This is a genomic window from Pseudomonas sp. PNPG3 (assembly GCF_023093815.1).
Taxonomy (GTDB): domain Bacteria; phylum Pseudomonadota; class Gammaproteobacteria; order Pseudomonadales; family Pseudomonadaceae; genus Aquipseudomonas; species Aquipseudomonas asiatica.
The window spans coordinates 67,622-92,182 of record NZ_JALLKV010000018.1 but is presented as its reverse complement, the minus strand read 5'-3'; the positions used below and the strand labels follow the sequence as shown (position 1 = coordinate 92,182).

19 protein-coding genes are annotated in these 24,561 nt (G+C 63.2%); 8 read left to right on the top strand and 11 right to left on the bottom strand.

Going from position 1 to position 24,561, the window contains the following annotated elements:
* The first annotated feature begins 19 nt into the window (after positions 1–19).
* Both MJ643_RS14325 and MJ643_RS14320 read left to right on the top strand, forming a co-directional pair.
* Complete coding sequence (locus tag MJ643_RS14325; protein WP_024086305.1) at positions 20–1,168, top strand: pyridoxal phosphate-dependent aminotransferase; 1,149 nt, start codon at positions 20–22, stop codon at positions 1,166–1,168.
* On the top strand, positions 1,156–1,947 hold the full coding sequence (locus MJ643_RS14320; protein ID WP_024086306.1) for an amidohydrolase: 792 nt from the start codon (positions 1,156–1,158) through the stop codon (positions 1,945–1,947). Before MJ643_RS14325 ends, MJ643_RS14320 begins: the two co-directional genes overlap by 13 nt.
* A gap of 129 nt (positions 1,948–2,076) precedes the next feature.
* On the opposite strand, the gene MJ643_RS14315 is transcribed toward MJ643_RS14320, so the two are convergent.
* Positions 2,077–4,632 carry a sulfite reductase flavoprotein subunit alpha gene (locus MJ643_RS14315; RefSeq protein WP_024086307.1) on the bottom strand — a complete coding sequence of 852 codons (2,556 nt, stop codon included), beginning with the start codon at positions 4,630–4,632 and terminating at the stop codon, positions 2,077–2,079.
* Between the two features lie 262 nt (positions 4,633–4,894).
* A complete protein-coding gene (locus MJ643_RS14310; RefSeq protein WP_024086308.1) occupies positions 4,895–7,207 on the bottom strand; it encodes a TonB-dependent siderophore receptor in 2,313 nt (770 codons plus the stop codon).
* A gap of 221 nt (positions 7,208–7,428) precedes the next feature.
* On the opposite strand from MJ643_RS14310, the gene MJ643_RS14305 reads away from it, so the two are divergent.
* Together MJ643_RS14305 and MJ643_RS14300 are read left to right on the top strand one after the other, a co-directional pair.
* Entirely contained in the window at positions 7,429–8,109 is a 681-nt protein-coding gene (locus MJ643_RS14305) for a Fe2+-dependent dioxygenase (protein ID WP_024086309.1), read from the top strand.
* A gap of 3 nt (positions 8,110–8,112) precedes the next feature.
* Positions 8,113–8,862, top strand: a complete 750-nt coding sequence (locus MJ643_RS14300) for a tetratricopeptide repeat protein (RefSeq protein ID WP_024086310.1) — start codon at positions 8,113–8,115, stop codon at positions 8,860–8,862.
* Positions 8,863–9,018: 156 nt separating this feature from the next.
* Here the strand turns inward: MJ643_RS14300 and MJ643_RS14295 are convergent, their stop codons facing one another.
* Positions 9,019–10,182, bottom strand: coding sequence for a type III PLP-dependent enzyme (locus tag MJ643_RS14295; protein WP_015269027.1), 1,164 nt, complete (start codon positions 10,180–10,182; stop codon positions 9,019–9,021).
* 494 nt (positions 10,183–10,676) lie between these two features.
* Here MJ643_RS14295 and MJ643_RS14290 point away from each other — a divergent pair, with 494 nt between their 5' ends.
* From MJ643_RS14290 to MJ643_RS14280, 3 genes are all read left to right on the top strand, one after another.
* Complete coding sequence (locus MJ643_RS14290; RefSeq protein ID WP_024086311.1) at positions 10,677–11,108, top strand: sigma-70 family RNA polymerase sigma factor; 432 nt, start codon at positions 10,677–10,679, stop codon at positions 11,106–11,108.
* Between the two features lie 20 nt (positions 11,109–11,128).
* Positions 11,129–12,091 carry a FecR family protein gene (locus MJ643_RS14285; RefSeq protein ID WP_024086312.1) on the top strand — a complete coding sequence of 321 codons (963 nt, stop codon included), beginning with the start codon at positions 11,129–11,131 and terminating at the stop codon, positions 12,089–12,091.
* A gap of 108 nt (positions 12,092–12,199) precedes the next feature.
* Complete coding sequence (locus tag MJ643_RS14280) at positions 12,200–14,623, top strand: TonB-dependent siderophore receptor (protein WP_024086313.1); 2,424 nt, start codon at positions 12,200–12,202, stop codon at positions 14,621–14,623.
* A gap of 171 nt (positions 14,624–14,794) precedes the next feature.
* Here the strand turns inward: MJ643_RS14280 and MJ643_RS14275 are convergent, their stop codons facing one another.
* From MJ643_RS14275 to MJ643_RS14260, 4 genes are read right to left on the bottom strand one after another with little or no spacing between them, the layout of a single operon-like run.
* Positions 14,795–15,952: an ABC transporter ATP-binding protein gene (locus MJ643_RS14275; protein WP_024086314.1), complete on the bottom strand. Its 1,158-nt coding sequence runs from the start codon at positions 15,950–15,952 to the stop codon at positions 14,795–14,797.
* Complete coding sequence (locus tag MJ643_RS14270) at positions 15,949–16,602, bottom strand: ABC transporter permease (protein WP_013971042.1); 654 nt, start codon at positions 16,600–16,602, stop codon at positions 15,949–15,951. The genes MJ643_RS14275 and MJ643_RS14270 overlap by 4 nt, the downstream gene beginning before the upstream one ends.
* Positions 16,599–17,513, bottom strand: a complete 915-nt coding sequence (locus MJ643_RS14265; RefSeq protein WP_024086315.1) for a glycine betaine ABC transporter substrate-binding protein — start codon at positions 17,511–17,513, stop codon at positions 16,599–16,601. The genes MJ643_RS14270 and MJ643_RS14265 overlap by 4 nt, the downstream gene beginning before the upstream one ends.
* A 13-nt stretch (positions 17,514–17,526) precedes the next feature.
* Positions 17,527–18,240, bottom strand: a complete 714-nt coding sequence (locus MJ643_RS14260) for an ABC transporter permease (RefSeq protein ID WP_024086316.1) — start codon at positions 18,238–18,240, stop codon at positions 17,527–17,529.
* Positions 18,241–18,798: 558 nt separating this feature from the next.
* Here MJ643_RS14260 and MJ643_RS14255 point away from each other — a divergent pair.
* Positions 18,799–20,382 (top strand): peptide chain release factor 3, encoded by a 1,584-nt coding sequence (locus MJ643_RS14255; RefSeq protein WP_003257876.1) that lies wholly within the window; start codon positions 18,799–18,801, stop codon positions 20,380–20,382.
* Between the two features lie 137 nt (positions 20,383–20,519).
* On the opposite strand, the gene MJ643_RS14250 is transcribed toward MJ643_RS14255, so the two are convergent.
* The 4 genes from MJ643_RS14250 to MJ643_RS14235 all read right to left on the bottom strand — a co-directional run bounded on the left by MJ643_RS14250 (position 20,520) and on the right by MJ643_RS14235 (position 24,308).
* A complete protein-coding gene (locus MJ643_RS14250; RefSeq protein WP_024086317.1) occupies positions 20,520–21,599 on the bottom strand; it encodes a polyamine ABC transporter substrate-binding protein in 1,080 nt (359 codons plus the stop codon).
* Positions 21,600–21,651: 52 nt separating this feature from the next.
* A complete protein-coding gene (locus MJ643_RS14245; RefSeq protein ID WP_024086318.1) occupies positions 21,652–21,993 on the bottom strand; it encodes a cupin domain-containing protein in 342 nt (113 codons plus the stop codon).
* A 34-nt stretch (positions 21,994–22,027) separates the two neighbouring features.
* Positions 22,028–23,434: an FAD-dependent oxidoreductase gene (locus MJ643_RS14240; RefSeq protein WP_208209341.1), complete on the bottom strand. Its 1,407-nt coding sequence runs from the start codon at positions 23,432–23,434 to the stop codon at positions 22,028–22,030.
* Positions 23,435–23,498: 64 nt separating this feature from the next.
* Entirely contained in the window at positions 23,499–24,308 is an 810-nt protein-coding gene (locus tag MJ643_RS14235) for a nuclear transport factor 2 family protein (protein ID WP_024086320.1), read from the bottom strand.
* Between the last annotated feature and the right edge of the window lie 253 nt (positions 24,309–24,561).

Genomic DNA, 24,561 nt, shown 5'->3' with positions numbered 1-24,561 from the left:
CCCCAGGAAAGAGGGCTCCATGATCCGCAGCAAACTGCCGAATGTCGGCACGACCATCTTCACCACCATGTCCCAGCTCGCCGTGCAGACGGGCGCGCTCAACCTGTCGCAAGGCTTCCCCGACTTCAATGGCCCGCAGGCGCTGCTCGATGCAGTCGGCCGGCATGTGGCCGCAGGGCATAACCAGTATTCTCCGATGACCGGCCTGCCGGCCCTGCGCCAGCAGGTGGCGGCCAAGGTCGCGCGGCTGTATGGCGCGCAGGTGGATGCCGACCGGGAAGTGACCATCACCCCTGGCGCCACCGAGGCGATCTTCTGCGCCATCCAGGCTGTGGTGCATGCCGGTGACGAGGTAATCGTCTTCGACCCTTGCTACGACAGCTACGAGCCGTCCGTGGAACTGGCTGGTGGGCGCTGCGTGCATGTACAGCTGAGCGATGGCGATTTCCGCATCGACTGGCAGAAGTTCAGCGATGCCCTCAGCCCGCGCACGCGCATGGTCATTCTCAATTCGCCGCACAACCCCAGCGGTGCGCTGATTACCCGTGAAGACCTGGACCAACTGGCGCGGCTTATCGCTGACCGCGATATCTACCTGGTCAGCGACGAGGTCTACGAGCACTTGGTCTATGACGGTGTACGCCATGCCAGCGTGTTGGCCCACGAGCAACTGTACCAGCGCGCCTTCGTGGTCAGCTCGTTCGGCAAGACTTATCACGTCACCGGCTGGAAGACCGGCTACGTGATCGCCCCGCCGGCGCTGAGTGCCGAGTTGCGCAAGGTACACCAGTACGTCAACTTCTGCGGGGTGACCCCGCTGCAGTGCGCCCTGGCCGATTTCATGGCCGAGCACCCCGAGCATATCGATGAACTGCCGGCCTTCTACCAGGCCAAGCGAGACTTGTTCTGCGGTTTGCTGGAGGGCTCGCGGTTCCGCTTCACCCGCACGGCGGGCACCTATTTCCAGCTGGTGGACTATTCGCAGATCCGCCCGGACCTGAACGATGTCGACATGTCGCTGTGGCTGACCCGTGAGCACGGCGTGGCGACCATCCCGGTGTCGGTGTTCTACCAGCAACCCATCCCCGAGCAACGCCTGGTCCGCCTGTGCTTTGCCAAACGAGAGGAGACGCTGCGTCAGGCAGCGGAAAAACTATGCGCGATCTGAGTACACTGCCGAATCTGAAAGTCGCCCTGGTGCAGACCACCCTGGCCTGGCACGACCGTGAGGCCAACTATGCGCACTTCGAAGAGCTGCTGGAGCAGGTGGGCGAAGTGGACCTGGTGATCCTGCCGGAAATGTTCACTACCGGTTTTTCCATGCAATCGGAAAGCCTGTGCGAGCCGGAAAACGGCCCGACCTACAAATGGCTGAAGGCCCAGGCGAAGAAGTACAACACGGTGATTACCGGCAGCGTGATCATCCAGGCCGCCGATGGCAGCCACCGCAACCGTCTGCTGTGGGCCCGACCGGATGGCGAGATCCTGCACTACGACAAGCGTCACCTGTTCCGCATGGCCGGTGAGCACAAGCATTACACCCCGGGTGAGCGCCAGGTGCAGTTCGAGCTCAAGGGCTGGCGGATTCGCCCGCTGATCTGCTACGACCTGCGTTTCCCGGTGTGGAGCCGCGATGCCCAGGACACCGACCTGTTGCTGTACACCGCCAACTGGCCGGCTGCGCGCCGCCAGCACTGGAACCGCCTGTTGCCGGCGCGGGGTATCGAGAACCTGTGCTATGTGGCGGCGGTGAACCGGGTGGGCACCGACGGCAAGGGCTTTGCCTATTCCGGCGACAGCCAGGTGCTGGATTTCCAGGGCGAGAGCCTGCTCAGTGCCGGCGAGGCCGACGGTGTTTTCACCGCTGTGTTGAGCGCGGCAGAGCTGGCGGCCTACCGGACCAAGTTCCCGGCCAACCTGGATGCCGATACCTTCGAGCTTCACTGACAGCTTGTACCGGCCTCTTCGCGGGTAAACCCGCTCCCACAGGTCCCCCACAGTGTTTGAATTCTGTGCAGTACCTGTAGGAGCGGGTTTACCCGCGAAGAGGCCTGTGCTGGTTACATCAGTTTCCGATCAGTACACATCCCGCCGATACCGCCCATCCTCGATCAGCTGTTGCACAACCGCTTCCCCGAGGATGCCGTTGAGCGCTGCATCCACCCCGGCAGCCATGCCTTGCAGGCTGCCGCAGACATACACACAGGCACCATCCGCGACCCAGCGCTTGAGCGTTTCAGCCTGCTGCAGCAACACATCCTGCACATACACCTTGTCGGCCTGATCCCGCGAAAATGCCAGGTCCAGGCGTGCCAGGTCGCCGTTGTCCAGCCAGCCTTGCAGCTCGTTGCCGCACAGCAGGTCATGCGCCCGGTTACGTTCGCCGAACAGCAGCCAGTTGCGCTGCTCGCCAGCATTCACCCGCGCGCGGAGCAGGCTGCGCAGGCCGGCCAGGCCGGTGCCATTGCCGATCAATACCAGCGGTGCAGTCGTTTCCGGCAGGTGGAAGCTGCTGTTGCGTCGCAAACGCAGGCTCAACATACCCCCAAGCGGCAGGTACTCGGTCAGCCAGCCGGAACCCAGGCCCAGGTTGCCATCGGCATGGCGTTCCTGGCGCACTATCAGCTCCAGCACACCATCGCTGGCGATCGAGGCAATCGAGTATTCGCGGCTGCCGATCGGCACCAGTGCGTCGACCAGCGCCTGCGGCTGCAAACCGACCAAGTGATCGCGACGGGTCGGCAACTGGCGACCGGACAGGGCCTGGGCGAGGGTTTCGGCCAAGCCATTCACTTGCACCTTGGCCCCGCCGTCCAGCGCCATGCCATCGAGGAAGGCGTCGATCCTCGGCTGGCCGTTGAGCGGCAGGATCTCCACCAGGTCGCCGGCTTCCCAGCTGGCGGGCTGCTCCGGTCGCAGGCCCAGCAGGTACACCGGCTGGCCCTGGCTGCCCGGGTTGAGCAGTTCGCGGCGCACCAGCGACCAGTTGCCGAAACTCGGCGGCTGCCAGGCGGCCACTGGCTGGGCGCCGGTCAGTTGCGCCAGTTCCTGCTGCCACTGCTGCAGCGCGGCCTGGTCGGCGTTGTCCACTTCCACCGGGCTGAATGCGCTGCTGGCCCCGCGCTCACCCAGCCATGCCTGCAGGCGGCGGGCGAAGCCGCAAAAGTGCGGATACTGGCGGTCACCGAGGGCGAGCAGGGCGTAGCTGAGGTTGTCCAGCGCCCAAGGCTGGCCGAGCACCTTGCGCTCGAAGGCGCGGGCGCTGTCGGGGGCTTCGCCGTCGCCGAAGGTGCTGACCACGAACAGCGCACGTCGGGCCTGGCGCAGGTCGCTTTCACCCAGTTCTGCCAGGGCGCGTACCTGCACTGGCAGGCCGGCAGCCTGAAGCTGCCCGGCGCTCTGCCAGGCCAGTTGTTCGGCAAGCCCGCTCTGGCTGGCAAAGCCGATCAGCCAGCTGTCGCCGCTGGCAGTGTTGCTGGTGACGTTGCCACGGGCGGCACGTACCTGGCGCTTCTTGCGACGGCGGTCGAGGTACAGCAGCCAGCCGGTGACGAAGAACAGCGGCATGGTCAGGCTGGCGATGGTGACGATGATGCGCCCCGGCAGGCCGAAGTATTCGCCCACGTGCAGGGCGTAGACGCTCTGGAGCAGCTGGGCCTTGAAGGACTTGTCGGTGTAGCGGTCATGTCTTTTCACCTGGCCGCTGGCCGGGTCCAGTACCAGGGTGTTGAAGGCACGTGGGTGGTCGGCGTTATCCAGCAGGTAGAACAGGTTGGCCGGCTGGCCGCCTACCGGTGGCAGGCGCAGGTTGTACATGGCCAGGCCCGGGCCGGCAGCGTCCTTGAGGTTGGCCCAGATCGCGTCGTAGTCGACCACCAGCGGCGGGGCGTTCTTGTCGATTTTCTGCGGCCCGTGGCGGCCCCGGCCTTCGCCGCGCTTTTGCTGCTGGCCGGCGGCCGGCGTGTCGGCCAGCAGCTTGTTCAGGCCGTCGCGGTACCACTCGTAGGACCAGAACAGCCCGGTCAGGGCGAACAGCAGGTAGAACAGCAGGCACCAGGTGCCAGCCACCGCGTGCAGGTCCCAGTTGAAGGCGCGGCCTTTCTTGGCCCAGTCGAAGGTCAGCCAGGTGCGCCAGTCCAGCGCCTTGCGCGGCCAGCGCAGGTACAGGCCGGAGAGGCAGAAGAACACCAGCATCAGGGTGCAGGCACCGGTGATCTGCCGGCCGCTGTCGCCCATGGCCAGGAAGCGGTGCAGGTTGAGCATGAGGTTGAAGAAGCCTTGCCCGGCCACTTCTCCCTTGAGTTCGCCGGTGTACGGGTCGGCGTAGCGCAACTGGCCACGGCGCTCGCCTGGCGGTGGGGTAAAGAAGACGCGTGCGGCGTTGCCTTCGCGTACATCGACCCACAGCATCGCCACCTTGTCGTGCTGCTGGGCCTCGACCCGCTGGACCAGTTCGGCCGGGGGCAGCACGCCCTCCGGGCGCACCTGGACCTTCAGGACATCGGCATTCAGCGCGCGCAGCAGTTCGTCCTGAAACGAGTACAAAGCCCCGGTGATACCCATCAAGGCCAGCACCAGGCCAGCGGTGATGCCAAAGAACCAGTGCAATTGGAACAGCGTCTTCTTCACCACATGATCACCTTGTGTTTCTGCCGCACACTGCGCGGCGTGCATTATGCCTTGATACGCAAAAGCCCCGCTCACGGGAATGAACGGGGCAGGGTGGGCGAGTCAGTCAGGCTTGTGTTGTCTGTACCGGCCTCTTCGCGGGTGAACCCGCTCCCACAGAGATATCACTGGACCTGAGGCCAGTGGAGTACCTGTGGGAGCGGGTTCACCCGCGAAAGGGCCGGCACAGGCGCAGCCCATTCAACAGATCAACCCGATCCCGGCATCAGAAGTGGACGCTGGTGGTCAACAGAGCCGTCCGCCCCGCCGCCTGGTTGGCGAAGTGGGTAGAGAAGGCCTTGTCGTAGTACACCTCGTTGGTCAGGTTCTGCACGTTCAGCTGCAGGTCGATGTTCTTGGTCAGCTTGTAGGCGGCCATGGCGTCGTAGCGTACATAGCTGTCGACCATGGTGGTGTTGGCCACGCTGCCATACACGTCATCCACGTAGAAGGCACCGCCACCCACGGTCAGCTTCGGTGTAATGGAGTAGGTGGTCCACAAGCTGGCGCTGTTGTTCGGCGTGTTCGGCAGCTGGTTGCCGTCGTTGGCCTTGTTCACGGCACCACCGTCTATCTGGCGAGCTTCCATGTAGGTGTAGCCGGCAAATACCTGCCATTTTTCGGTGATCTTGCCGCTGGCAGACAGTTCGATGCCCTGTACGCGAGTTTCGCCGACGTTCTCGTAGGTAGTGGTGTCAACCTGGACGCGGGCGTTTTCCTTCTCGGTGCGGAACAGCGCTGCGGCCAGGGACAGGCGCTGGTCGAGCAGGTCCCACTTGGTGCCGATTTCGTAGTTGGTGGTTTCCTCCGGCTCCAGATCGCTGCTCAGCAAGTTGCCGGCGCGGTCGGTGGTGTTGCCCAGCGGGTTGCCTTCAGTACCTTCGCCCAGCATTGCTCCGGGTGGCGTTGCGGAGGTGGCGTAGGAAACGTAGATACTGCCATTCTCGGCCGGCTTCCATACAAGGCCCAGCTGGCCGGTAACGAACTCGCTTGTATCCTTGCCTTTGGAGACAACGCCCTTGCTGTTCACCACGGTGGCGCCTGTGGCGTCGTAGGTGCGGTACTGGGTGTCGAAGTGGTCGTAGCGCAGGCCCATGTTCAACAGCCACTCGGGCGTCAGTTCGAGTGTGTCAAAAACATAAATTGCGCGGGTGTTGCTCTTGGTATCGGTGCCCGCGTAGTTGCGTGCGATGCTGCCGTTCCACGGATCGTCCGGGTTCGGGTTGCTCAGTGAGGTGCAGTTGTAACCGCTGGTGGCGCCGATCATGCCTGGGGTGCAGTTGGTGTTGGCGGTGCCGCCCGGGACGGTGTCAGTATCGACGGTATAGCTCGAGCGCTTGCTCTCTTCTCGGCTCAGCTCGATACCGGTCGAGAAACTGTTCTTCATGCCACCCAGGTAGAACTCACCGAACAGGTCGGTCTGGTTGGTGGTGGTGGCAGTGTTGCCCACACGGGTATTGGCGCGGCGCCAGACGCTGCCGTTGTTGACGTTACCCTTGCTGTCGTCAGGCTGGGTCAGGATGTAGTCCTGCATGCTGTTGCCATGGCGCAGGGTGTTCTTGATGGTCAGCGAGTCGGTCAAGTCGTGCTCGATGGCAAAGGTGGCAATATCCACGCGGCTTTTGCGGAAGTCACGACCGGTCAGGCCATAGAAGTTGTCGCTGTCGCCGCCGTCGTACGGCTTGCTCGGGTGTGCCGAGGTGCGGGCAGTACTACCAGCGGTCGGGATGGTGTACGGAATGCCCGAATCCGGCAGGTCGTCGCTTTCCAGATGGTAGTAGTCGAGGTTCACGCGGGTCGGAGTACCCAGGCCGAAAGCCAGCGATGGGGCGATGCCCCAACGGTCGTAGTTGACCTTGTCGCGGCCGGCGACGTTGCTTTCGTGGGTCATCAGGTTCAGGCGCCCGGCAACGGAGTCGCTGAACTGGTAGTTACCATCGAAGGTATAGCGCTGGGTCTGGTCGCTGCCCCAGGTCCAGGCGCCGTCAAGCGAGTTGCCCAGGTGGGCGCGCTTGCTCACCAGGTTGATGCTGCCGCCGGCGGCGCCTCGGCCGCCGATGGCCGAGTTCGGGCCCTTGGCTACCTCTACCGATTCGATGGCGAAGATTTCGCGGGTTTGCGCACCAGTGTCGCGCACGCCGTCCAGGTAGGTGTCGCCCTGGGCGTCGAAGCCGCGGATGAACGGGCGGTCGCCTTGCGGGTTGCCGCCTTCGCCGGCACCAAAGGTGATGCCCGGTACAGTGCGCAGTGCATCCTGCAGCGTCAGGGCGTTGGTGTCCTTGATCACTTGCTGCGGGATCACGGTTATCGAGCGGGGGGTATCCACCAGCGGCGCGGTGTACTTCTGCGAGGATGCCTGGTCGACCTTGTAATCGGTGCTGGCCTGTTCAGCCTTGCCGTTGACGCTGGTGGCGTCGAGGGTGATAGCACTGCTGGCGACCGGGTCGGCGGCGTAGGCCGACGAAGCGCTGAGGGCTACGCCGATGGCAGACACGATCAGGCGTGGTGAACTCACTGCAGATGGTACGTACTGGCGCATTGCTAAGGACCTTCCCCAAGGTGGTAAGGCCGCGGATCTTAATGTAAGCAATTGTGACTCACAATTGAGATTCGTTACCATTCGTGAATAATTTACAATCTTTACAATTTGCCTTTACGGTTTCATCAAGCTGAAACGTCTTAAGCGGCAATTGGGGCTTGTGAAGCGCAAAAGGGAATCAATATCATTGGCGCATTACATTTTCCGACGGTGCTGTCGCCATGCTGCTTCACATCCCTGGCCTGTTTCACGCCGATGAACTGGCCCGTATCCGCGAGGCGCTGGAGCAGGCCGACTGGGCCGACGGCAAGATCACGGCCGGCTACCAGTCGGCCAAGGCCAAGCACAACCTGCAACTGCCGGAAGGCCACCCGCTGGCCAAGGAAATTGGCAGCGCGCTGATCGACCGCCTGTGGCAGAACCCGCGCTTCATGTCTGCAGCCTTGCCGCACAAGGTGTTCCCGCCGCTGATCAACTGCTATCGCGAAGGCGGCAGTTTCGGCTTCCACATCGACAACGCCCTGCGCCAGCCCAAGGGCAACCCGGAGCGGGTGCGTACCGACCTGTCTTCCACGCTGTTCCTCAGCGATCCGGACAGCTACGGCGGCGGCGAGCTGGTGATTCAGGACACCTATGGCGTGCAGCAGGTCAAGCTGCCCGCCGGTGACCTGGTGCTGTACCCCGGCACCAGCCTGCACAAGGTCAACCCGGTTACCCGTGGCCAGCGTTATGCCGCGTTCTTCTGGACCCAGAGCCTGGTGCGCGAGGACAGCCAGCGGGCGTTGCTCTTCGAGATGGACAATGCCATCCAGCAACTGACTGCCGATGTGCCGGACCATCCGTCACTGCTGCAGTTGACCGGCACCTACCACAATCTGCTGCGCCGCTGGGCCGAGGTCTGAGCCGTGTCCTATCAGTTGCGGCGTGAGGAAGTGGTGGATGTGGCCGGTTTGCGGGCCATGCTGGAAGAAAGCCCTGGCAAGGCCGCCCAGGCGATCCTGGCGGCGGCAGGGCAGGGCGCGGTCGAGGCACAGTTGCTGCTAGGGCAGATCCTGCTCGACGGGCGCGGCATTCAGGCGGATGCAGCCGTCGCCAGGCGCTGGTTCGGCATCGCCGCGCAGGGTGGCAGTGCCATGGCGCACAACATGCTGGGCCGTTGCCTGGAGCATGGCTGGGGCGGTGAGCCAAGCCAGACGCAGGCGGCCATTCACTATGCGCGTGCGGCCGATGCCGGGCTGGACTGGGGGCTGTACAACCTGGGCAACTTGCTGGCCACCGGGCGCGGCATACCGGCCAACCAGGCACAGGCGCTGATGTGCTACGAGAAGGCCGCGCACATGGGGCATGCCAAGTCGATGAACCTGTACGGGCGTTACCTGGAACAAGGCATCGCCACGGCGCCCAATCCGACACGGGCGGTGCGCTGGTATCGGCGCTCGGCCGAGGCGGGGGACTTTCGTGGCATGTTCAGCCTGGCGCTGGTGCTTGTCGAGCGGGGACAGGTGGCGGAAGCCGGGCCCTGGCTGGAGCGGGCGCGGGTCGAGGGGAACATGAATTTCCTGCGCAGTGCCTTGGTGACCCTGCAGGGGGCGGGGCCGGCGTTGATGGCCTTTGCCGGGAGCTATGCCCAGGAGCTTGAGCGGCGCGAAGCCTGATGTTGACTGGGCCGGCCCCTTCGCGGGCAAGCCCGCCCCCACAGGTACAGCGCCAGTTTTCAATGTAGCGCCGTCCCTGTAGGAGCGGGCTTGCCCGCGAAGAGGCCAGCACAGGAGTACACAAATGAAAACGGGGCCTTTCGGCCCCGTTTCGCATTACAGGTAGTAAGCCTTCAGCGGCGGGAAGCCGTTGAATTCCACTGCGCTGTAGCTGGTGGTGTAGGCGCCGGTCGACAGCCAGTACAGGCGGTCACCGATGGCCAGGTTCAGCGGCAGGCCGTACTTGTAGTGCTCGTACATGATGTCGGCGCTGTCGCAGGTCGGGCCGGCGATGACCACTTCTTCGGTCTCGCCTTTCTTCTCGGTCCAGATCGGGAACTTGATGGACTCGTCCATGGTTTCGATCAGGCCGGAGAACTTGCCCACGTCGGTGTAGATCCAGCGCTCGACGGCAGTGCGCGACTTGCGTGCAACCAGTACCACTTCGCTGACCAGGATACCGGCGTTGGCAATCAGCGAACGGCCCGGCTCGAGGATGATTTCCGGCAGGTCGTCACCGAAGTCTTCCTTCAGGAAGCGGATGATCTCTTCGGCGTAGGTTTCCAGGCTGTTGGTCCGGGTGATGTAGTTGGCCGGGAAGCCGCCACCCATGTTGATCAGCTTCAGCTCGATGCCGTCTTCTTCCTTCAGGCGCTCGAAGATCACCTTGACCTTGGCGATGGCGGCGTCCCACACGCTGATGTCGCGCTGTTGCGAGCCGACATGGAAGGAAATGCCGTAAGGCACCAGACCCAGGTCGCGGGCGAGAATCAGCAGGTCCATGGCCATGTCGGTCTGGCAGCCGAATTTACGCGACAGCGGCCAGTCGGCAGTGGTCGAGCCTTCGGTGAGAATACGCACGTACACCTTCGAACCCGGTGCGGCCTTGGCGATGTTGCGCAGGTCGGCTTCCGAGTCGGTGGCATACAGGCGCACGCCCTTCTCGTAGAAGTAGCGGATGTCCTTGGACTTCTTGATGGTGTTGCCGTAGCTGATACGGTCGGCGCTGACGCCGCGGCCCAGCACCTTGTCCAGCTCGTAGATCGAGGCGATGTCGAAGCTCGAACCTTTCTCTTTGAGCAGGTCGATGATTTCCACGGCTGGGTTGGCCTTGACCGCGTAGTACACCTTGGCGAATTCGAAACCAGCGCGCAGGTCGTCGTAGGCCTGGCTGATCATCTGGGTATCGATGAGTACGAAAGGGGTTTCCTGCTTGTCGGCAAACGCCTTCATTTTCTGGAAGGTGTCACGCGCGAAATAGTCTTCGACCTGGATCGACATGCTCAGGGACTCCATGGGCAAACTGAAAATTTAAGTGGCTGCAAACTGAACGTCCTCCGTATCCCCACTTTGGTTCGCCTACTCAGTACTTGAGCCGGATGGATCGTTTCCAGCATGGACGTTCGGCGCGCACTTTAGGGCGTGAAGAATGCAGAATCAACAGGCAATCCGGGCGTGATCGACGCGGATCGACGACCTGCCATTTGAATAACCGACCCATGTGACCGGCTGATGTTCCCCGGAGTGTTTCAAGCGTAAAAAATAGTGGAATGGAACGCGTTGGCTCCTTCGCGGGCACGCCCGCTCCCACAGGCATCTCGCGGTTCCTATGGGAGCGGGCGTGCCCGTGAAGGGGCCTCAGGTGTTCATATTTATGGCCACATTTCCCTGGCACTGCCGTGCATGAAAAAGACGATAAATTTTTTGTTACCGACTGGCGGAATTGCCGTCCTTGATGAGAAACATTACTATTCGCACCCTTGTCTGCCTCCCTGATGACCCCGACCGTGTCCGGACCCAAAGGCTTCCTCGACCACTACCATGAGCTGATCGGCACCTGGACGCGCAAGTTGCGCAGTCGACAGCAGGCCGAGGACCTCACCCACGATGCCTTTGTCCGGGTACTGGAAAACCCGCGCGAGCAGGTCGAGCAGCCACGCGCCTACCTGCACCAGACCGCACGCAATATTGCCGTGGATGGCTTCCGTCGCGAGGACCGCCGCCATGCACTGGAGCTGGCCGACAGTGTCGAGCGGGCGTTGGCCGAACTGCCGCTCAATTGCCGGCAGGTGTTCATCTGGCAGAAGCTCGAAGGCCTGACCCAGGCCGAGATCGCCGAGCGCATGGGTTTGAGCAAGAACATGGTCGAAAAGTATATGATCCGCACGCTCCGGCATCTGCGCGAGCACCTGGATGTGTCGGCATGATGAGTCAGGAGACCTTTTCGATGAAACAGCACGGTACCGATACCGTCCGCGAGCAGGCGGCCGCGTGGTTCGCCCGGGTGCAGGATGCACCTCGCGATGCCGGGCTGCAGGCGCAGCTGCACGCCTGGCTGGAAGGCGATGCGCGACACCGTGAAGAGTACCAGCAGCTCGCCCGCCTGTGGCAGGCCGCCGAGTTCATCCCGCGCCAGCGCCTGGAAGCGCTGTGCCAGCCGGCACCGGTACGCCAGTTGCCACGTCGGCGCTTCGTGCGCCAGGCCTTGGCCGCCAGCGTGGCCGCACTGGCGTTGGGCTTGGGCTGGGGCGGCTGGCACTACCAGCAACTGAATCACCAGGGCAGCTTGCAGACCGCCTTCAACGAACGCCGCCAGGTCGAACTGCCGGATGGATCGCACCTTGAGCTCAACGGCAGCACGCAAGTGCAGGTCGCTTTCAGCGCCGGCCAGCGGCATGTCCGGCTGATGGCGGGTGAGGTGATGTTCACCGTCGCCCACGACAGTGGCAGGCCGTTCGTGGTCGACACCGCCCAGGGCAGCGTGACTGTCACCGGTACCCGTTTCGACGTCCGCCTGGACCCGGCCAGCACCCGCGTGGCGGTGGAGCAGGGCTCGGTGCGTGTGCAGGGCAAAGGCGCCTCGCTGGCGCAGCTCACGGCGGGCCAGGGCTCGCATATAGATGCACAAGGCCAGGTGGCCGCGCCCTATGCGGTGAATACCGGCGCCCTGACTGCCTGGCGCCAAGGCAGGCTGGTGTTCGATAACGCCACCCTGGCCGAGGTGGTGGCCGAAGCCTCGCGTTACCGCAGCCAGCCGCTGCGGGTCGCCCCCGGCAAAGTCGCGCAGCTGCGGCTGTCCAGCACCTTCAGCACCGATGACACCGACGCACTGCTGCGTGCCTTGCCGAGCATCCTGCCAGTGGCCATCAAGGCCCATGAAGATGGCTCGCGCGAAATAATCGCGAAATAGATTCAGGTTTTTTTCCGCTCGTTCGTCTTCCCCGCCAGCTGCAACTGCCAAGCATTTCCATTTGCATGCGGTTGGCGTTTATTCCGTATTCCAGGAAGTTTCGACGACGTGAACAACAACAATCCCTTCCCACGCTTCCGCGCCCTGGCGCTGGCCCTTGCGGTCAGCGCCGTGGCCGTCAACAGCCAGGCCGCAGACGCCACTATTCAGATTCAGGCCCAATCCTTGGCATCGGCGCTGAACCAACTGGGCCAGCAGACCAACCTGCAGCTGTTCTTCAACCCCGAACTGGTGGCCGGCAAGCAGGCCCCGGCGGTGTCCGGCCAGCTGGCGCCCGAGCAGGCGCTGCAGCAGTTGTTGCAAGGCAGCGGCCTGACCTACGAGATGTCCCAGGGCACCGTGGTGGTCAAGCCGGCCCAGGCCGATGGCACCCTCACCACCGGTAGCCTGGAGCTGGCACCCACCGACGTCAAGGTGGTGGGTGACTGGCTGGGCGATGCCCAGCAGAGCGTGGTGCAGAACCACCCCGGCGCGCGTACCGTGGTACGCCGCGAGGCGATGCTGGAAAAGGGCGCAATGAACGTGCGTGACGTGCTGCGCGGCATTCCGGGCGTTCAGGTGCAGGACTCCAACGGTACCGGCGGCAGCGACCTGTCGCTGAACGTGGGCGTTCGCGGCCTGACTTCGCGCCTGTCGCCACGCTCCACGGTGCTGATCGACGGCATTCCGGCGGCCTTCGCCCCCTATGGCCAGCCGCAACTGTCGATGGCGCCGATTTCCTCGGGCAACCTCGACAGCATCGACGTGGTGCGTGGCGCCGGTTCCGTGCGTTATGGCCCGCAGAACGTCGGTGGGGTGATCAACTTCGTTACCCGGGCAATCCCCGAGAAGCCCTCGGCCGAGCTGTCCACCACCCTGGAAACCTCCCAGCATGGCGGCTGGAAGCACACCGAGTCGGCCTTCGTCGGCGGTACGGCGGACAACGGCATGGGCGTGGCGCTGCTGTACACCGGGGTGAATGGCAACGGCTACCGTGAAAGCAACAATGGCAACGACATCGACGATGTCATCCTCAAGACCCACTGGGCACCGACCGACGTTGACGAGTTCTGGCTCAACTTCCACTACTACGACGGCCGTGCCGACATGCCTGGTGGCCTGACCCAGGCGCAGTACGACAGCAACCCGTACCAGTCGCTGCGCGACTACGACTACTTCGCCGGCCGGCGCAAGGACGTGTCGTTCAAGTGGCAGCGGCAGCTCGACGACGCCACCCAGTTCGAAGTGCTGACCTACTACACCGACAGCTTCCGCGGCAGCTCCATTGCCTCGCGCGACATGAAGACCCTGTCGTCGTACCCGCGCAACTACCACACCTTTGCCATCGAACCACGGCTGTCGCGGATCTTCTTCGCCGGCCCGACCACCCAGGAAGTCAGCGTGGGCTACCGCTACCTGAAGGAAGCGATGCGTGAGCAGTCGACCCGCCTGGCGCTGATCGACAACGTGCCGACGCCCGCCCCGGGCTCCGACGGCCATGTGTTCCAGGACCGCAGCGGTGGTACCGAGGCCAGTGCCTACTACATCGACGACAAGATCGACGTGGGTAACTGGACCATCACCCCAGGTATCCGCTTCGAGCATATCAACACCGACTGGCGCGATCGCCCGGTGCTCGGTGCCAACGGCCAGCCGGTGCCGGAGAAGAAACGCAGCATCACCAGCAACGAGCCGCTGCCGGCGCTGAGCGTGATGTACCACATCTCCGATGCGTGGAAGGTGTTCGCCAACTACGAGACCTCGTTCGGTAGCCTGCAGTACTTCCAGCTGGGCCAGGGTGGTACTGGCAACAGCACGGCCAATGGCCTGGAGCCGGAAAAGGCCAAGACCTACGAAATCGGTACCCGCTATGACAATGGCGGCTTTGCCGGTGAGCTGACGGCGTTCTACATCGACTTCGATGACGAACTGCAGTACATCAGCAACGATGTGGGCTGGACCAACCTCGGTGCGACCAAGCACCAGGGTATCGAGGCCTCGGTGCGCTATGACCTGGACGGGCTGGACCCGCGCCTGGAAGGCCTGTCGGTGAGCGGTGGCTATACCTATACCCGCGCTACTTATGAAGGGGACATTCCTGGCTTCGAGGGCCGTGACCTGCCGTTCTATTCACGCCAGGTGGCCACTGCCGGCGTGCGTTACGCGGTCAATCACTGGACCTGGAACCTGGATGCCTACGCCCAATCCAAGCAGCGCGCGCCGGGTACCGGGATCAATGCCGATGGCAGCTTCAACGGCGACTACATCACCGAGCCGAGTGCGGACGGGCAGTTTGGCGATATTCCGGGTTATGTGACCTGGCATGCCCGTGGCGGGTATGAGTTCGGGCCCCAGATGTCCAACCTGAAGCTGGCGGCGGGGGTGAAGAACTTGTTCGACAAGCAGTACTTCACTCGCTCCAGCGACAACAATGCCGGCATCTATGTGGGTGAGCCGCGGACCTTTTACGTGCAGGCCAGTGTAGGGTTCTGACATCGCGTCGCCTGCTTCGCGGGTGAACCCGCTCCCACAGGTACCGCGCAGGTCTTTAGCCTTGCACCGACCCTGTGGGAGCGGGTTTACCCGCGAAGAGGCCGGCACAGGCAATCCATTACTTGGGTTTTGAGCCGAGATTGCCGGGGCCGCTTTGCGGCCCCCCGGCTATTACGAAACCACCGCCTCAGCCGGCGAGACAATGCTGGTCTTGGCCCCCCGCGAGCGCCCCGAACTCAGGTACGCCGCAATCGACTCCTGCGTCACCTCGCCCAAGAACACCTGCTCGGCATCCAGCACCGGCAGCCACGCCCGGTTGAACTCGTACATCCGCGACAACAGGATGCGCAAATGCTCATCATGCGACGCCGTGGCATTGAACGGCCGCAGGAAGTCGCCACAAGTCCCTTGCTGGCGATGCATGTCACGCCGGCGCACGTAGCCCAGTGCCTTGTTCTGCGCATCGGTCACCACCACGTAGCGGCGGTCGTGCTCGTCCAGCAGCTCCAGCGCATCGCTCACCGGCGTCTGCGGGCTCACCGATGGCGCGTTGTCCGCCGCATCCTCCGCACGTACCAGCAGCAGGCGCTTGAGGGTGCTGTCCTGGCCGACGAAGTTGCTGACGAAATCATCCGCCGGGTGCGCCAGCAGGGTGTCCGGGTGGTCCAGCTGCAACAGCTTGCCGGCGCGGAAGATGGCGATCTTGTCGCCCAGCTTGATCGCTTCGTCGATGTCGTGGCTGACCATGATCACGGTCTTGTTCAACGCCCGCTGCATCTCGAAGAACTCGTTCTGGATCATCTCGCGGTTGATCGGGTCGACCGCGCCGAACGGCTCGTCCATCAGCAGCACTGGCGCTTCCGCCGCCAAGGCGCGGATCACGCCGATACGCTGCTGCTGGCCGCCGGACAGCTCGCGCGGGTAGCGCTGCAGGTACTGCTTGGGCTCCAGCTTGATCATGTGCATCAGCTCGCGGGCGCGTTCATGGCACTTCTGTTTGCCCCAGCCGAGCAGGCGCGGCACCACGGTGATGTTTTCTTCGATGGTCATGTTGGGGAACAGGCCGATCTGCTGGATGACATAGCCGATGTGCCGGCGCAGGGTGACCTCGTCCAGCCCGGTGGTGTCTTCGCCATTGATGAACACCTGGCCGGAAGTGGGCGTGATCAGGCGGTTGATCATTTTCAGGGTAGTGCTCTTGCCGCAGCCCGAGGGGCCGAGGAACACGCAGATTTCCCCTTCGTTGACGGTGAGGCTTACCGAGTCGACGGCTTTGACGTCCTTGCCGTTGACGTTGAAGGTTTTGCTGAGGTTCTTCAGTTCGATCATGAGCGCAGTCCTTCTGGAGTCAGGGCACGTTGCAGGGTTTGCAGCAGCAGGTCGGCGATGATCGCCAGCAGGCTGACCAGCACGGCGCCGACCAGCAGCATCGACATGTCGCTGCGGCTGATGGAGGTAAGGATGAGTACACCAAGGCCGCCGGCGCCGATGGTGGCGGCGATGGTCATCACGCCGATGTTCATCACCACGGCGGTGCGCACGCCGGCGAGGATCACCGGCACGGCGATGGGCAGTTCGACCATGCGCAGGCGCTGGCCGAAGGTCATGCCGATGCCACGCGCGGCTTCACGGATGCCGGGTTCGACGTTGGTCAAAGCCAGGTAGGTGTTGCGCATGATCGGCAGCAGTGAGTAGAGGAACACCGCAGTGATCGCCGGCAGCGGCCCCAGGCCCTGGCCGAACCTGGAGTAGAACGGCAGCAGCAGGCCGAACAGGGCGATCGAGGGGATGGTCAGCAGCACCGTGGCGCTGGCCTGCAATGGGCCGGCGACGGCCGGGAAGCGGGTCATCAGGATGCCCAGCGGTACGCCGACGATGATCGCCAGGCCCACGGCGACGCCGACCAGCATGATGTGTTGCCAGGTCAGCTGCAGTACCTGGGCCCAGTCGAGGTGGGCGAACGTGTCGAGCAGGCTCATGGTTGTACCTCGGCAGGCATTGCGTGGTCACGCAGGAAGGCGGCGGCCACCGTGGTCGGGTTCTGGTGTTCGACGTCGACCTTGGCATTGAGCTGGCGCATGGTTTCGTCATCCAGTTGCTCGGCCAGAGGCTTGAGCAGGCCGGCCAGTTGTGGGTTGGCGTCGAGCACCTGTTTGCGCACCACCGGGGCGGCGGTGTAGTCGGGGAAGTAGTGCTTGTCGTCTTCCAGCAGCTTGAGGTTGAACGCGTTCAGGCGACCATCGGTGGTGTACACAAGGCCGGCGAACACCTGGTTGTTGTGCATGGCGGTGTAGACCAGGCCGGCATCCATCTGGCGGATGTTGGCGCGGCCCACTTGCAGGTCGTACATCGCTTTCAGGCCTACCAGGCCGTCCGGGCGGTTGGCGAACTCGGTGTCCAGCGCCACCAGGTGGTTGCGGTGGCTTTCGTCACGCAGTACCTGGTTGAGGTCGCTGATGGAGTTGATCTGCGGATAAGCCTCGGCGACCTGCTTGGGCAGGCCCAGCGCATAGGTGTTGCTGAACTTCGACGGGGTCAGCCAGATCAGGTCCTTCTTCGCGTCCAGTGCCTTGACCTTGGCGTAGGTGGCCTCGGCACTGGGCATGCGCTCGTCGATATGGTTGTACGACACCAGTGACACGCCGGTGTATTCCCACATCAGGTCGAGCTGGCCGGTTTCCTGGGCCTGGCGTGCGATGTTGCTGCCAAGGCCGCTGGTGACGCGCACATCAAAACCGTTGGCGCGCAGGTATTGCGCGGTGATTTCGGCAAGTACGGTCTGTTCGGTGAACACCCGCGCGCCGATACGGACAAGTGGTTTTTCCGCTGCCTGGGCAAATCCTGCGAACAGCAGGGTCGCGCCCAACAACAAGGCGATTCTCTTGTTCATACGTTCCCTCTCGTTATCCAGCCAGGCCACGTTCCAGCCAGCGCTTGCTGGAGAAACTCACCGCTGCGTCCAGCGCCAGCGCCAGCAGTGCGGTGCAGGCAGCCCCCAGCAGCAGTTGTGGCTGGTTGTTCAGGGCGATGCCGGGGAAGATCAGGCTGCCCAGGCTGTTGGCGCCAATCAGGAACGCCAGCGGTGCGGTGCCGACGTTCAGCGCCAGGGCCACACGCACGCCACCAACGATGATCGGCACGGCGTTGGGCAGCTCCACCTGCCAGAGTTGCTGGCGCGGAGTCATGCCGATGCCGGTGGCGGCTTCCTTGAGCGAGGCGGGGACGTTTTTCAGGCCCTCGTAGGTATTGCGCACGATGGGCAGGAGGGAGGCGAGGAACAGCGCGAAGATCGCGGGCCCGGCGCCGATGCCCAGGATACTCAGGGCGATGGCCAGAACGGCCAGGGGAGGGATGGTGTTACCAACGTTGAAGAACTGCATGAAGCGTTCGGCTTTGTCGACCCGGTGCGGTCGACTTAACGCAATGCCGGCGGGGATGCCCACGGCCAGCGCCGCCGCCATCGAAGCCAGCACCAGTAGCAGGTGCGCTTGCAGGTAGAACCCAAGATCGTCGCGATATCGCGCGATCGTGTCGATGCCGATCCAGTGGACCAGCAGGGCCAGGATGACGAGCACGGAGGCCCATCCCAACAGCCCTTTTCCGTAGCGTTTTGCCACAGGCGGACTCCTTGTGTAGTCGGCGAGCACACTTCTTGGTTGCCGGCCAGTCCTGGCGGCGGGTGGTGTGTTCGCGAGTAGCAGCGTGACGCACGCCGAAGGCTGCGATCAGGCCATGAGCCGAACCCCGTCGGGCCCGAAAATGCTGATGAAACCAGCTCCCCAACCGAAGCGGGTTGCAGGGGAGTGGACGTCTCCGTGGGCGTAAAGGTTCCCACCTGGGGCGGCATTTGGCCAGCGTTAATCACTGGTTGGTTGGAAAATTGACGAGAAAAAGCAGCGGGTTAGTGCTCTGTAGGCGTTGAAATAACTGCTCTTGGGCCATTTGTCGTGATAAAGCGATTGCCTGGCGAATTTGTGGCCTCTGGGCGGGCGCTTTCGCGGGTAAACCCGCTCCCACAAGTCCTGCACAGGTTTCAAAGGCGGTGTGATACCTGTGGGAGCGGGTTTACCCGCGAAGAGGCCGGAACAGGCACCGCCGGTTCAGCAAATTTTGGTCCCGGCCCAACTTCAGGTATGATATCGCCCCTTTTTAATCCCCCAGTCAGGCGATTTCCCATGACCAACCAGGCCGCCGAAGTCGCGAAGCGCCGCACTTTCGCAATCATTTCCCACCCCGACGCCGGTAAGACCACCATCACCGAGAAGCTGCTGCTGATGGGCAAGGCCATTGCCGTCGCCGGTACCGTGAAGTCGCGCAAGTCCGACCGCCACGCCACCTCCGACTGGATGGAAATGGAGAAGCAGCGCGGCATCTCCATCACCACCTCGGTGATGCAGTTCCCGTACCGCGAGCACATGATCAACCTGCTCGACACCCCCGGCCACGAAGACTTCTCGGAAGACACCTACCGCACCCTGACCGCGGTGGACTCGGCGCTGATGGTGCTCGACGGCGGTAAAGGTGTAGAGCCACGTACCATCGCCCTGATGGACGTGTGCCGCCTGCGCGACACGCCGATCGTCAGCTTCATCAACAAACTCGACCGTGACATCCGCGACCCGATCGAGCTGCTGGACGAGATCGAAGCCGTGCTGAAGATCAAGGCCGCGCCGATCACCTGGCCGATCGGTTGCTACCGCGACTTCAAGGGCGTGTACCACCTGACCGGTGACTACATCGTGGTGTACACCCCGGGCCACGGCCATGAGCGCACCGAAGCCAAGATCATCCAGAAGCTGGACTCGGACGAAGCCCGTGCCCACCTGGGCGACCAGTACGATTCGTTCGTCGAACAGCTGGAGCTGGTGCAGGGCGCCTGCCACGAGTTCAACCAGGAAGAGTTCATCAACGGCCAGCTGACCCCGGTGTTCTTCGGTACCGCGCTGGGCAACTTCGGTGTCGACCATGTGCTTGACGCCGTCGTCGACTGGGCGCCGCGCCCGCTGGGCCGTGTGGCTCACGAGCGCACCGTGGAGCCTGTGGAAGAGAAGTTCACCGGTTTCGTGTTCAAAATCCAGGCGAACATGGACCCGAAACACCGCGACCGCATCGCCTTCATGCGCATCTGCTCGGGCAAGTACGAGAAGGGCATGAAGATGCGCCACGTGCGCATCAACAAGGACCTGCGCATCGGCGACGCGCTGACCTTCTTCTCCTCCGAGCGTGAGCAGCTGGAAGAGGCCTATGCCGGCGACATCATCGGCCTGCACAACCACGGCACCATCCAGATCGGCGACACCTTCACCGAAGGCGAGGCACTGGGCTTCACCGGTATCCCGCACTTCGCACCGGAGTTGTTCCGCCGCGTGCGCCTGAAGGATCCGCTGAAATCCAAGCAGCTGCGCCAGGGCCTGCAACAGCTGGCCGAAGAAGGTGCTACCCAGGTGTTCTTCCCTGAGCGCAGCAACGACATCATCCTCGGTGCAGTCGGTGTGCTGCAGTTCGACGTGGTCGCCAGCCGCCTGAAGGAAGAGTACAAGGTCGAGTGCGCCTACGAGCCGATCACCGTGTGGTCGGCCCGCTGGATCGGCTGTGACGACAAGAAGAAGCTCGAGGAATTCCAGAACAAGGCCATGGAGAACCTGGCCATCGACGGTGGCGGGCACCTGACCTACCTGGCGCCGACCCGGGTCAACCTGTCGCTGATGGAAGAACGCTGGCCGGACATCAAGTTCCGCGCTACCCGCGAGCACCACTGATTTCGAGAGCTTGCTACTGATTTTCAGGGCCTGCTCCTGACCCTTGTGGGAGCGAGTTTACCCGCGAATGCGTCGGTAAACTCAACATCGCATTCGCGGGTGAACCCGCTCCCACAGGGACCGTGTTAAGGCCGAAATCAATTCCCGGCCTTGATACTGGTCCAGATCCGCGTGCGAATACGGTCGATCTTGGCCGGCATCGCCTCCAGCGCATACAGCTTGCCCATTACTTCCTCGCTCGGGTAAATCATCGTATTACCCTTCATCGCCGGATCCACCAGCCCGTCCGCCTTGAGGTTGCCGTTGGCGTACTGCACATGGTTGCTGATGTTGGCCATCACCTCCGGCTGTAGCAGGTAGTCCATGTAGGCATACCCGGCCTTCTCATCCGGTGCATCGGCCGGCATGGCAACCATGTCGAACCACATCGGCGCGCCTTCCCTGGGGATCGAGTAGCCCACCTTCACCCCGTTCTTCGCCTCCTCGGCGCGGTTCTTCGCTTGCAGTACATCCCCCGAGAAGCCCACCACCACGCAGATATCGCCATTGGCCAGGTCGCCGGTGTACTTCGAGGAGTGGAAGTAGCTGATGTACGGTCGCACCTGCATCAGCAGCGCCTTGGCCTTGTCGTAGTCCGCCGGGTCCTGGCTGTGGTGTGGCAGGCCCAGGTAGTGCAGGGCGATCGGTAACAGTTCAGGGCCGTTGTCCAATACCGCGACGCCGCAGCTTTTCAGCTTGCTCATGTACTCGGGCTTGAAGATCAGGTCCCAGGAGTCCACCGGGGCATCGTCGCCCAGCACTGCCTTGACCTTGTCGATGTTGTAGCCGATGCCGGTGCTGCCCCACAGATATGGGAAACCGTACTGGTTACCCGGGTCGTTCACTTCGAGCGCCTTGAGCAGCACCGGGTTGAGGTTGTGCCAGTTGGGCAATTGCGACTTGTCCAGGCGCTTGAGGGCCTTGCCCTGGATTTGCCGGGCCATGAAATGGTTGGACGGAAACACCACGTTGTAGCCGGAGTTGCCGGTCATCAGCTTGCCGTCGAGGGTTTCGTTGCTGTCGTAAACGTCGTAGGTGGGCACGATACCGCTGGCTTGCTGGAAGTTCTTCAGTGTGTCGGGGGCAACGTAGCTGGACCAGTTGTAGATCTTCACCGTTTCGGCGGCGCCGGCCACGCTGGCGGCCAGCATCAGGGGGGCGAGAAGGAGCGTGCGCATGTCGGGGTTACCTTGCTTTGTGTGTTGTTATCGAAGGCAGGCGATCAGCGGATCAGAAGACAAGAACGTAGGTTTTGCGCACGGTCTCCTGGATGTCCCAGGTGCCAGTGCTGTTGGCCGGTAGCATCAGTGCGTCTCCGGCTTCTATGAGCAGGGGCTCGCCACCGTCGGGGGTGAAGGTGCAGCGGCCCTTGATGAAATGGCAGAACTCCTGCTGCACGATCTGCCGACGCCAGCGCCCGGGGGTGCACTCCCAGATGCCGGTTTCGACGCCGTCGCTGCGTTCCACGCAGGTGACCGAAGTCAATGCAACGGGGTCGCCAAGCGGCACCGCGACCGGGTTGGAGCTGTCGAGCACGGCGCTGTCGGTGTTCTTGAAATGGGTGATGCTCATGACCGGTAAATCCTGTGTCAGTGAGGGGGAAAAATCAGCGCATGAAGCCTTCCATGAAGTCCGCAAGATTGCTGGCAAGGCGCCGCCTCCAGGGCGCACTGGCGGGGTTGGCGAGGGTCCGGTCCTCGTGGACGAAGCTCTGGATGATCGCGTTGTAGCCCAGCCAGCGGCAGGGCTCGGGTGGCCAGCTGGCCAGGCTTGAAAGCGGGCGGTTGTCGAGTACCCAGGGTTGCGCGGTCAGTTCGTTGTGCTGGTTGAGGATCAGCGCCGCCAGGGTGCGCCCGCCCAGGTTGGTGGCGCCGACGCCTTCGCCGCCGTAGCCGCCCGCCAGGGCGATGCCGCGTTGACGGTCGCAGAGCATGTGCGGGCGGAAGCGCCGCGCCATGCCCAGGTTGCCGCCCCAGGAATGGGTGATGCGTGCGTGCTTCAACTGTGGGAACAACTCGCTGAACAGGTAGCGGCGCAGCTCGATTTCCTGTTCGTCGAGGTTGAAGTTTTCGCGCAGGCGGCCACCGAAGCGGTAGCCGCCACGGGCGCCGAATACCAGGCGGTCGTCGGCGGTGCGCTGGCCGTAGGTGACCTGGCGGCTGCTTTCGCTGAACGCCTCGCCCTGGTTCAGGCCGATCTGTTGCCAGGTGGCCTCCGGCAGTGGTTCGGTGGCCACCAACAGGCTCTGTACCGGCAGCTGATGTTTGCCCAGTGGCGGCAGGCTGACGGCATAGCCCTCCACGGCGGGTACCGTCCATTGGCAACGGATGCGCGCCAACGGGGTGCGCACCTCACCCGGCTGCCAGTCGATGGCTGGGGTGTTTTCGTAGATGGGTACGCCCAGCGCTTCTACCGCCCGGGCCAGGCCACGCGCCAGCTTGGCGGGTTGGATGGTTGCGGTGTGCGGGCTGTAGATGGCGCCATAGGCGTTGCTGACCCGCAACTGAGCGTCAAGCTGTTCGGGGCGCAGCCAGCGGTAGTCGTCCTCGGTCATGCCTTGGCGATAAAGGTCGTCTAGGTAGGCGCGCAGGCTGCGCTCCTGTTCCGGGTAGCGCGCGGCGCAGTACAGCACGCCGCCTTTGCGGTAGTCGCAGTCGATGCTCTCGCGATGCAGTACGCGGTGTACTTCATAGGGAATGCCATGCAGCAGGTCGATGCTGGCGCGGCGCTGTTGCGGTGACAGGGTGGCCAGCAGGCGGTCTTCGCCGAGCAGGTTGCCCATCAGCCAGCCGCCGTTGCGCCCCGAAGCGCCGAAGCCGGCGATGTTGGCGTCGATTACCGCGATGTTCAACTGTGGCGCCTGGCGCTTGAGGTAGTAGGCGGTCCACAGGCCGGTGTAGCCAGCGCCGATGATGCATACATCCGCGTCCAGGTCCTCGCGCAGGGCCGGGCGGGCGCACAACGGCTCGTCGAGCTGGTCCATCCACAGGCTGAGCGTGCGCAGGGGTTGCATCGGGTTCGGCTCCACATCCGTCAAGGTCTGTGGGCGATCCTAGTGGTGTCGGCGGGCGGCTGTCCTACGTGCGTGCACGCAGGGAAATTTGCTTCAGGTACGCATTGGGCGTAAGCCCGGTGTGTTCGCGGAAACACTTGTAGAACGCCGACAACGAGTTGAAACCGGCATTGAACGCCAGCTCGTCGATCGTGGCCTCGATGCTGTCGTTATCAAGGCTGGCCATCAGGTGCTGCAGGCGGGCCTGGTTGACGTAGCAGTAGAAGCTTTGCCCGAGCACCTGGTTGAGCAGGTAGGAGATCTGGTTGCGGCTGTAGCCGCTGGCGTCGGCCACCTGCTGCAGGTCCAGTTCCGGGTCCAGGTAGGGGCGCTGGCGCTGGAAGTAGTGTTCCAGGTCCTGGGCCATGGTCGACAACTGCCTCGGCGACAGGCCCAGGCGGCTGGTGGCCGGGCGTGGGCCACTGCTGGCGTGGCCGCTGCCGTTGCGGTGTACCAGCGTGGCATATTCGTTGACCTGCCAGATCAGGCCGTCCTTGACGGTAATCGCCTCGCTGGACTGGAACGCCACCAGGCCATCGCCGCCCTGGACCGTGACCTGGTACTGGATGAACGCGGTACAGCCGTCGACGCGGATGCGGTCGCTGTGCACGATATCTTCGCCGGCTTCATGGGGCAGGCAGGCGCGCACGTAGTCGCGCAGTTCCTGGTAGCCGAGCACGCGGTTCTGGAAGAAGTCGTGGTACTGAATGTCGGGGTGGTAGAGCTCCATGACGCCGTCGAGGTCGCGGCGCTTCCAGCACAGGTGGTAGCGCAGCACGGTGTCGGCGGTGAGCGGGGTCTGCTCGGGGCCGTCGGGGAGGGTGTGGGCGATCATGAGCCTGATAGTGCATTGCAGAACACCCAGCTGCAAGGGTGTGGATCCGGCATATTGCACGGTTCTGCCAAGCGGTATGGGGCGTAAGCCGTTGATTTGGTTGAGACTGATTTTTTGACAGGGATGGCATGGCGAGTGCACCGGTCTGTTCAACATCGAACAAGGAGAAAGGCCATGCGCTCGATACTGCTCTGGATGATTGGGGTGCCGATTCCGGTGATTATTCTGATCTGGTTCTTCATGCATTGAAATT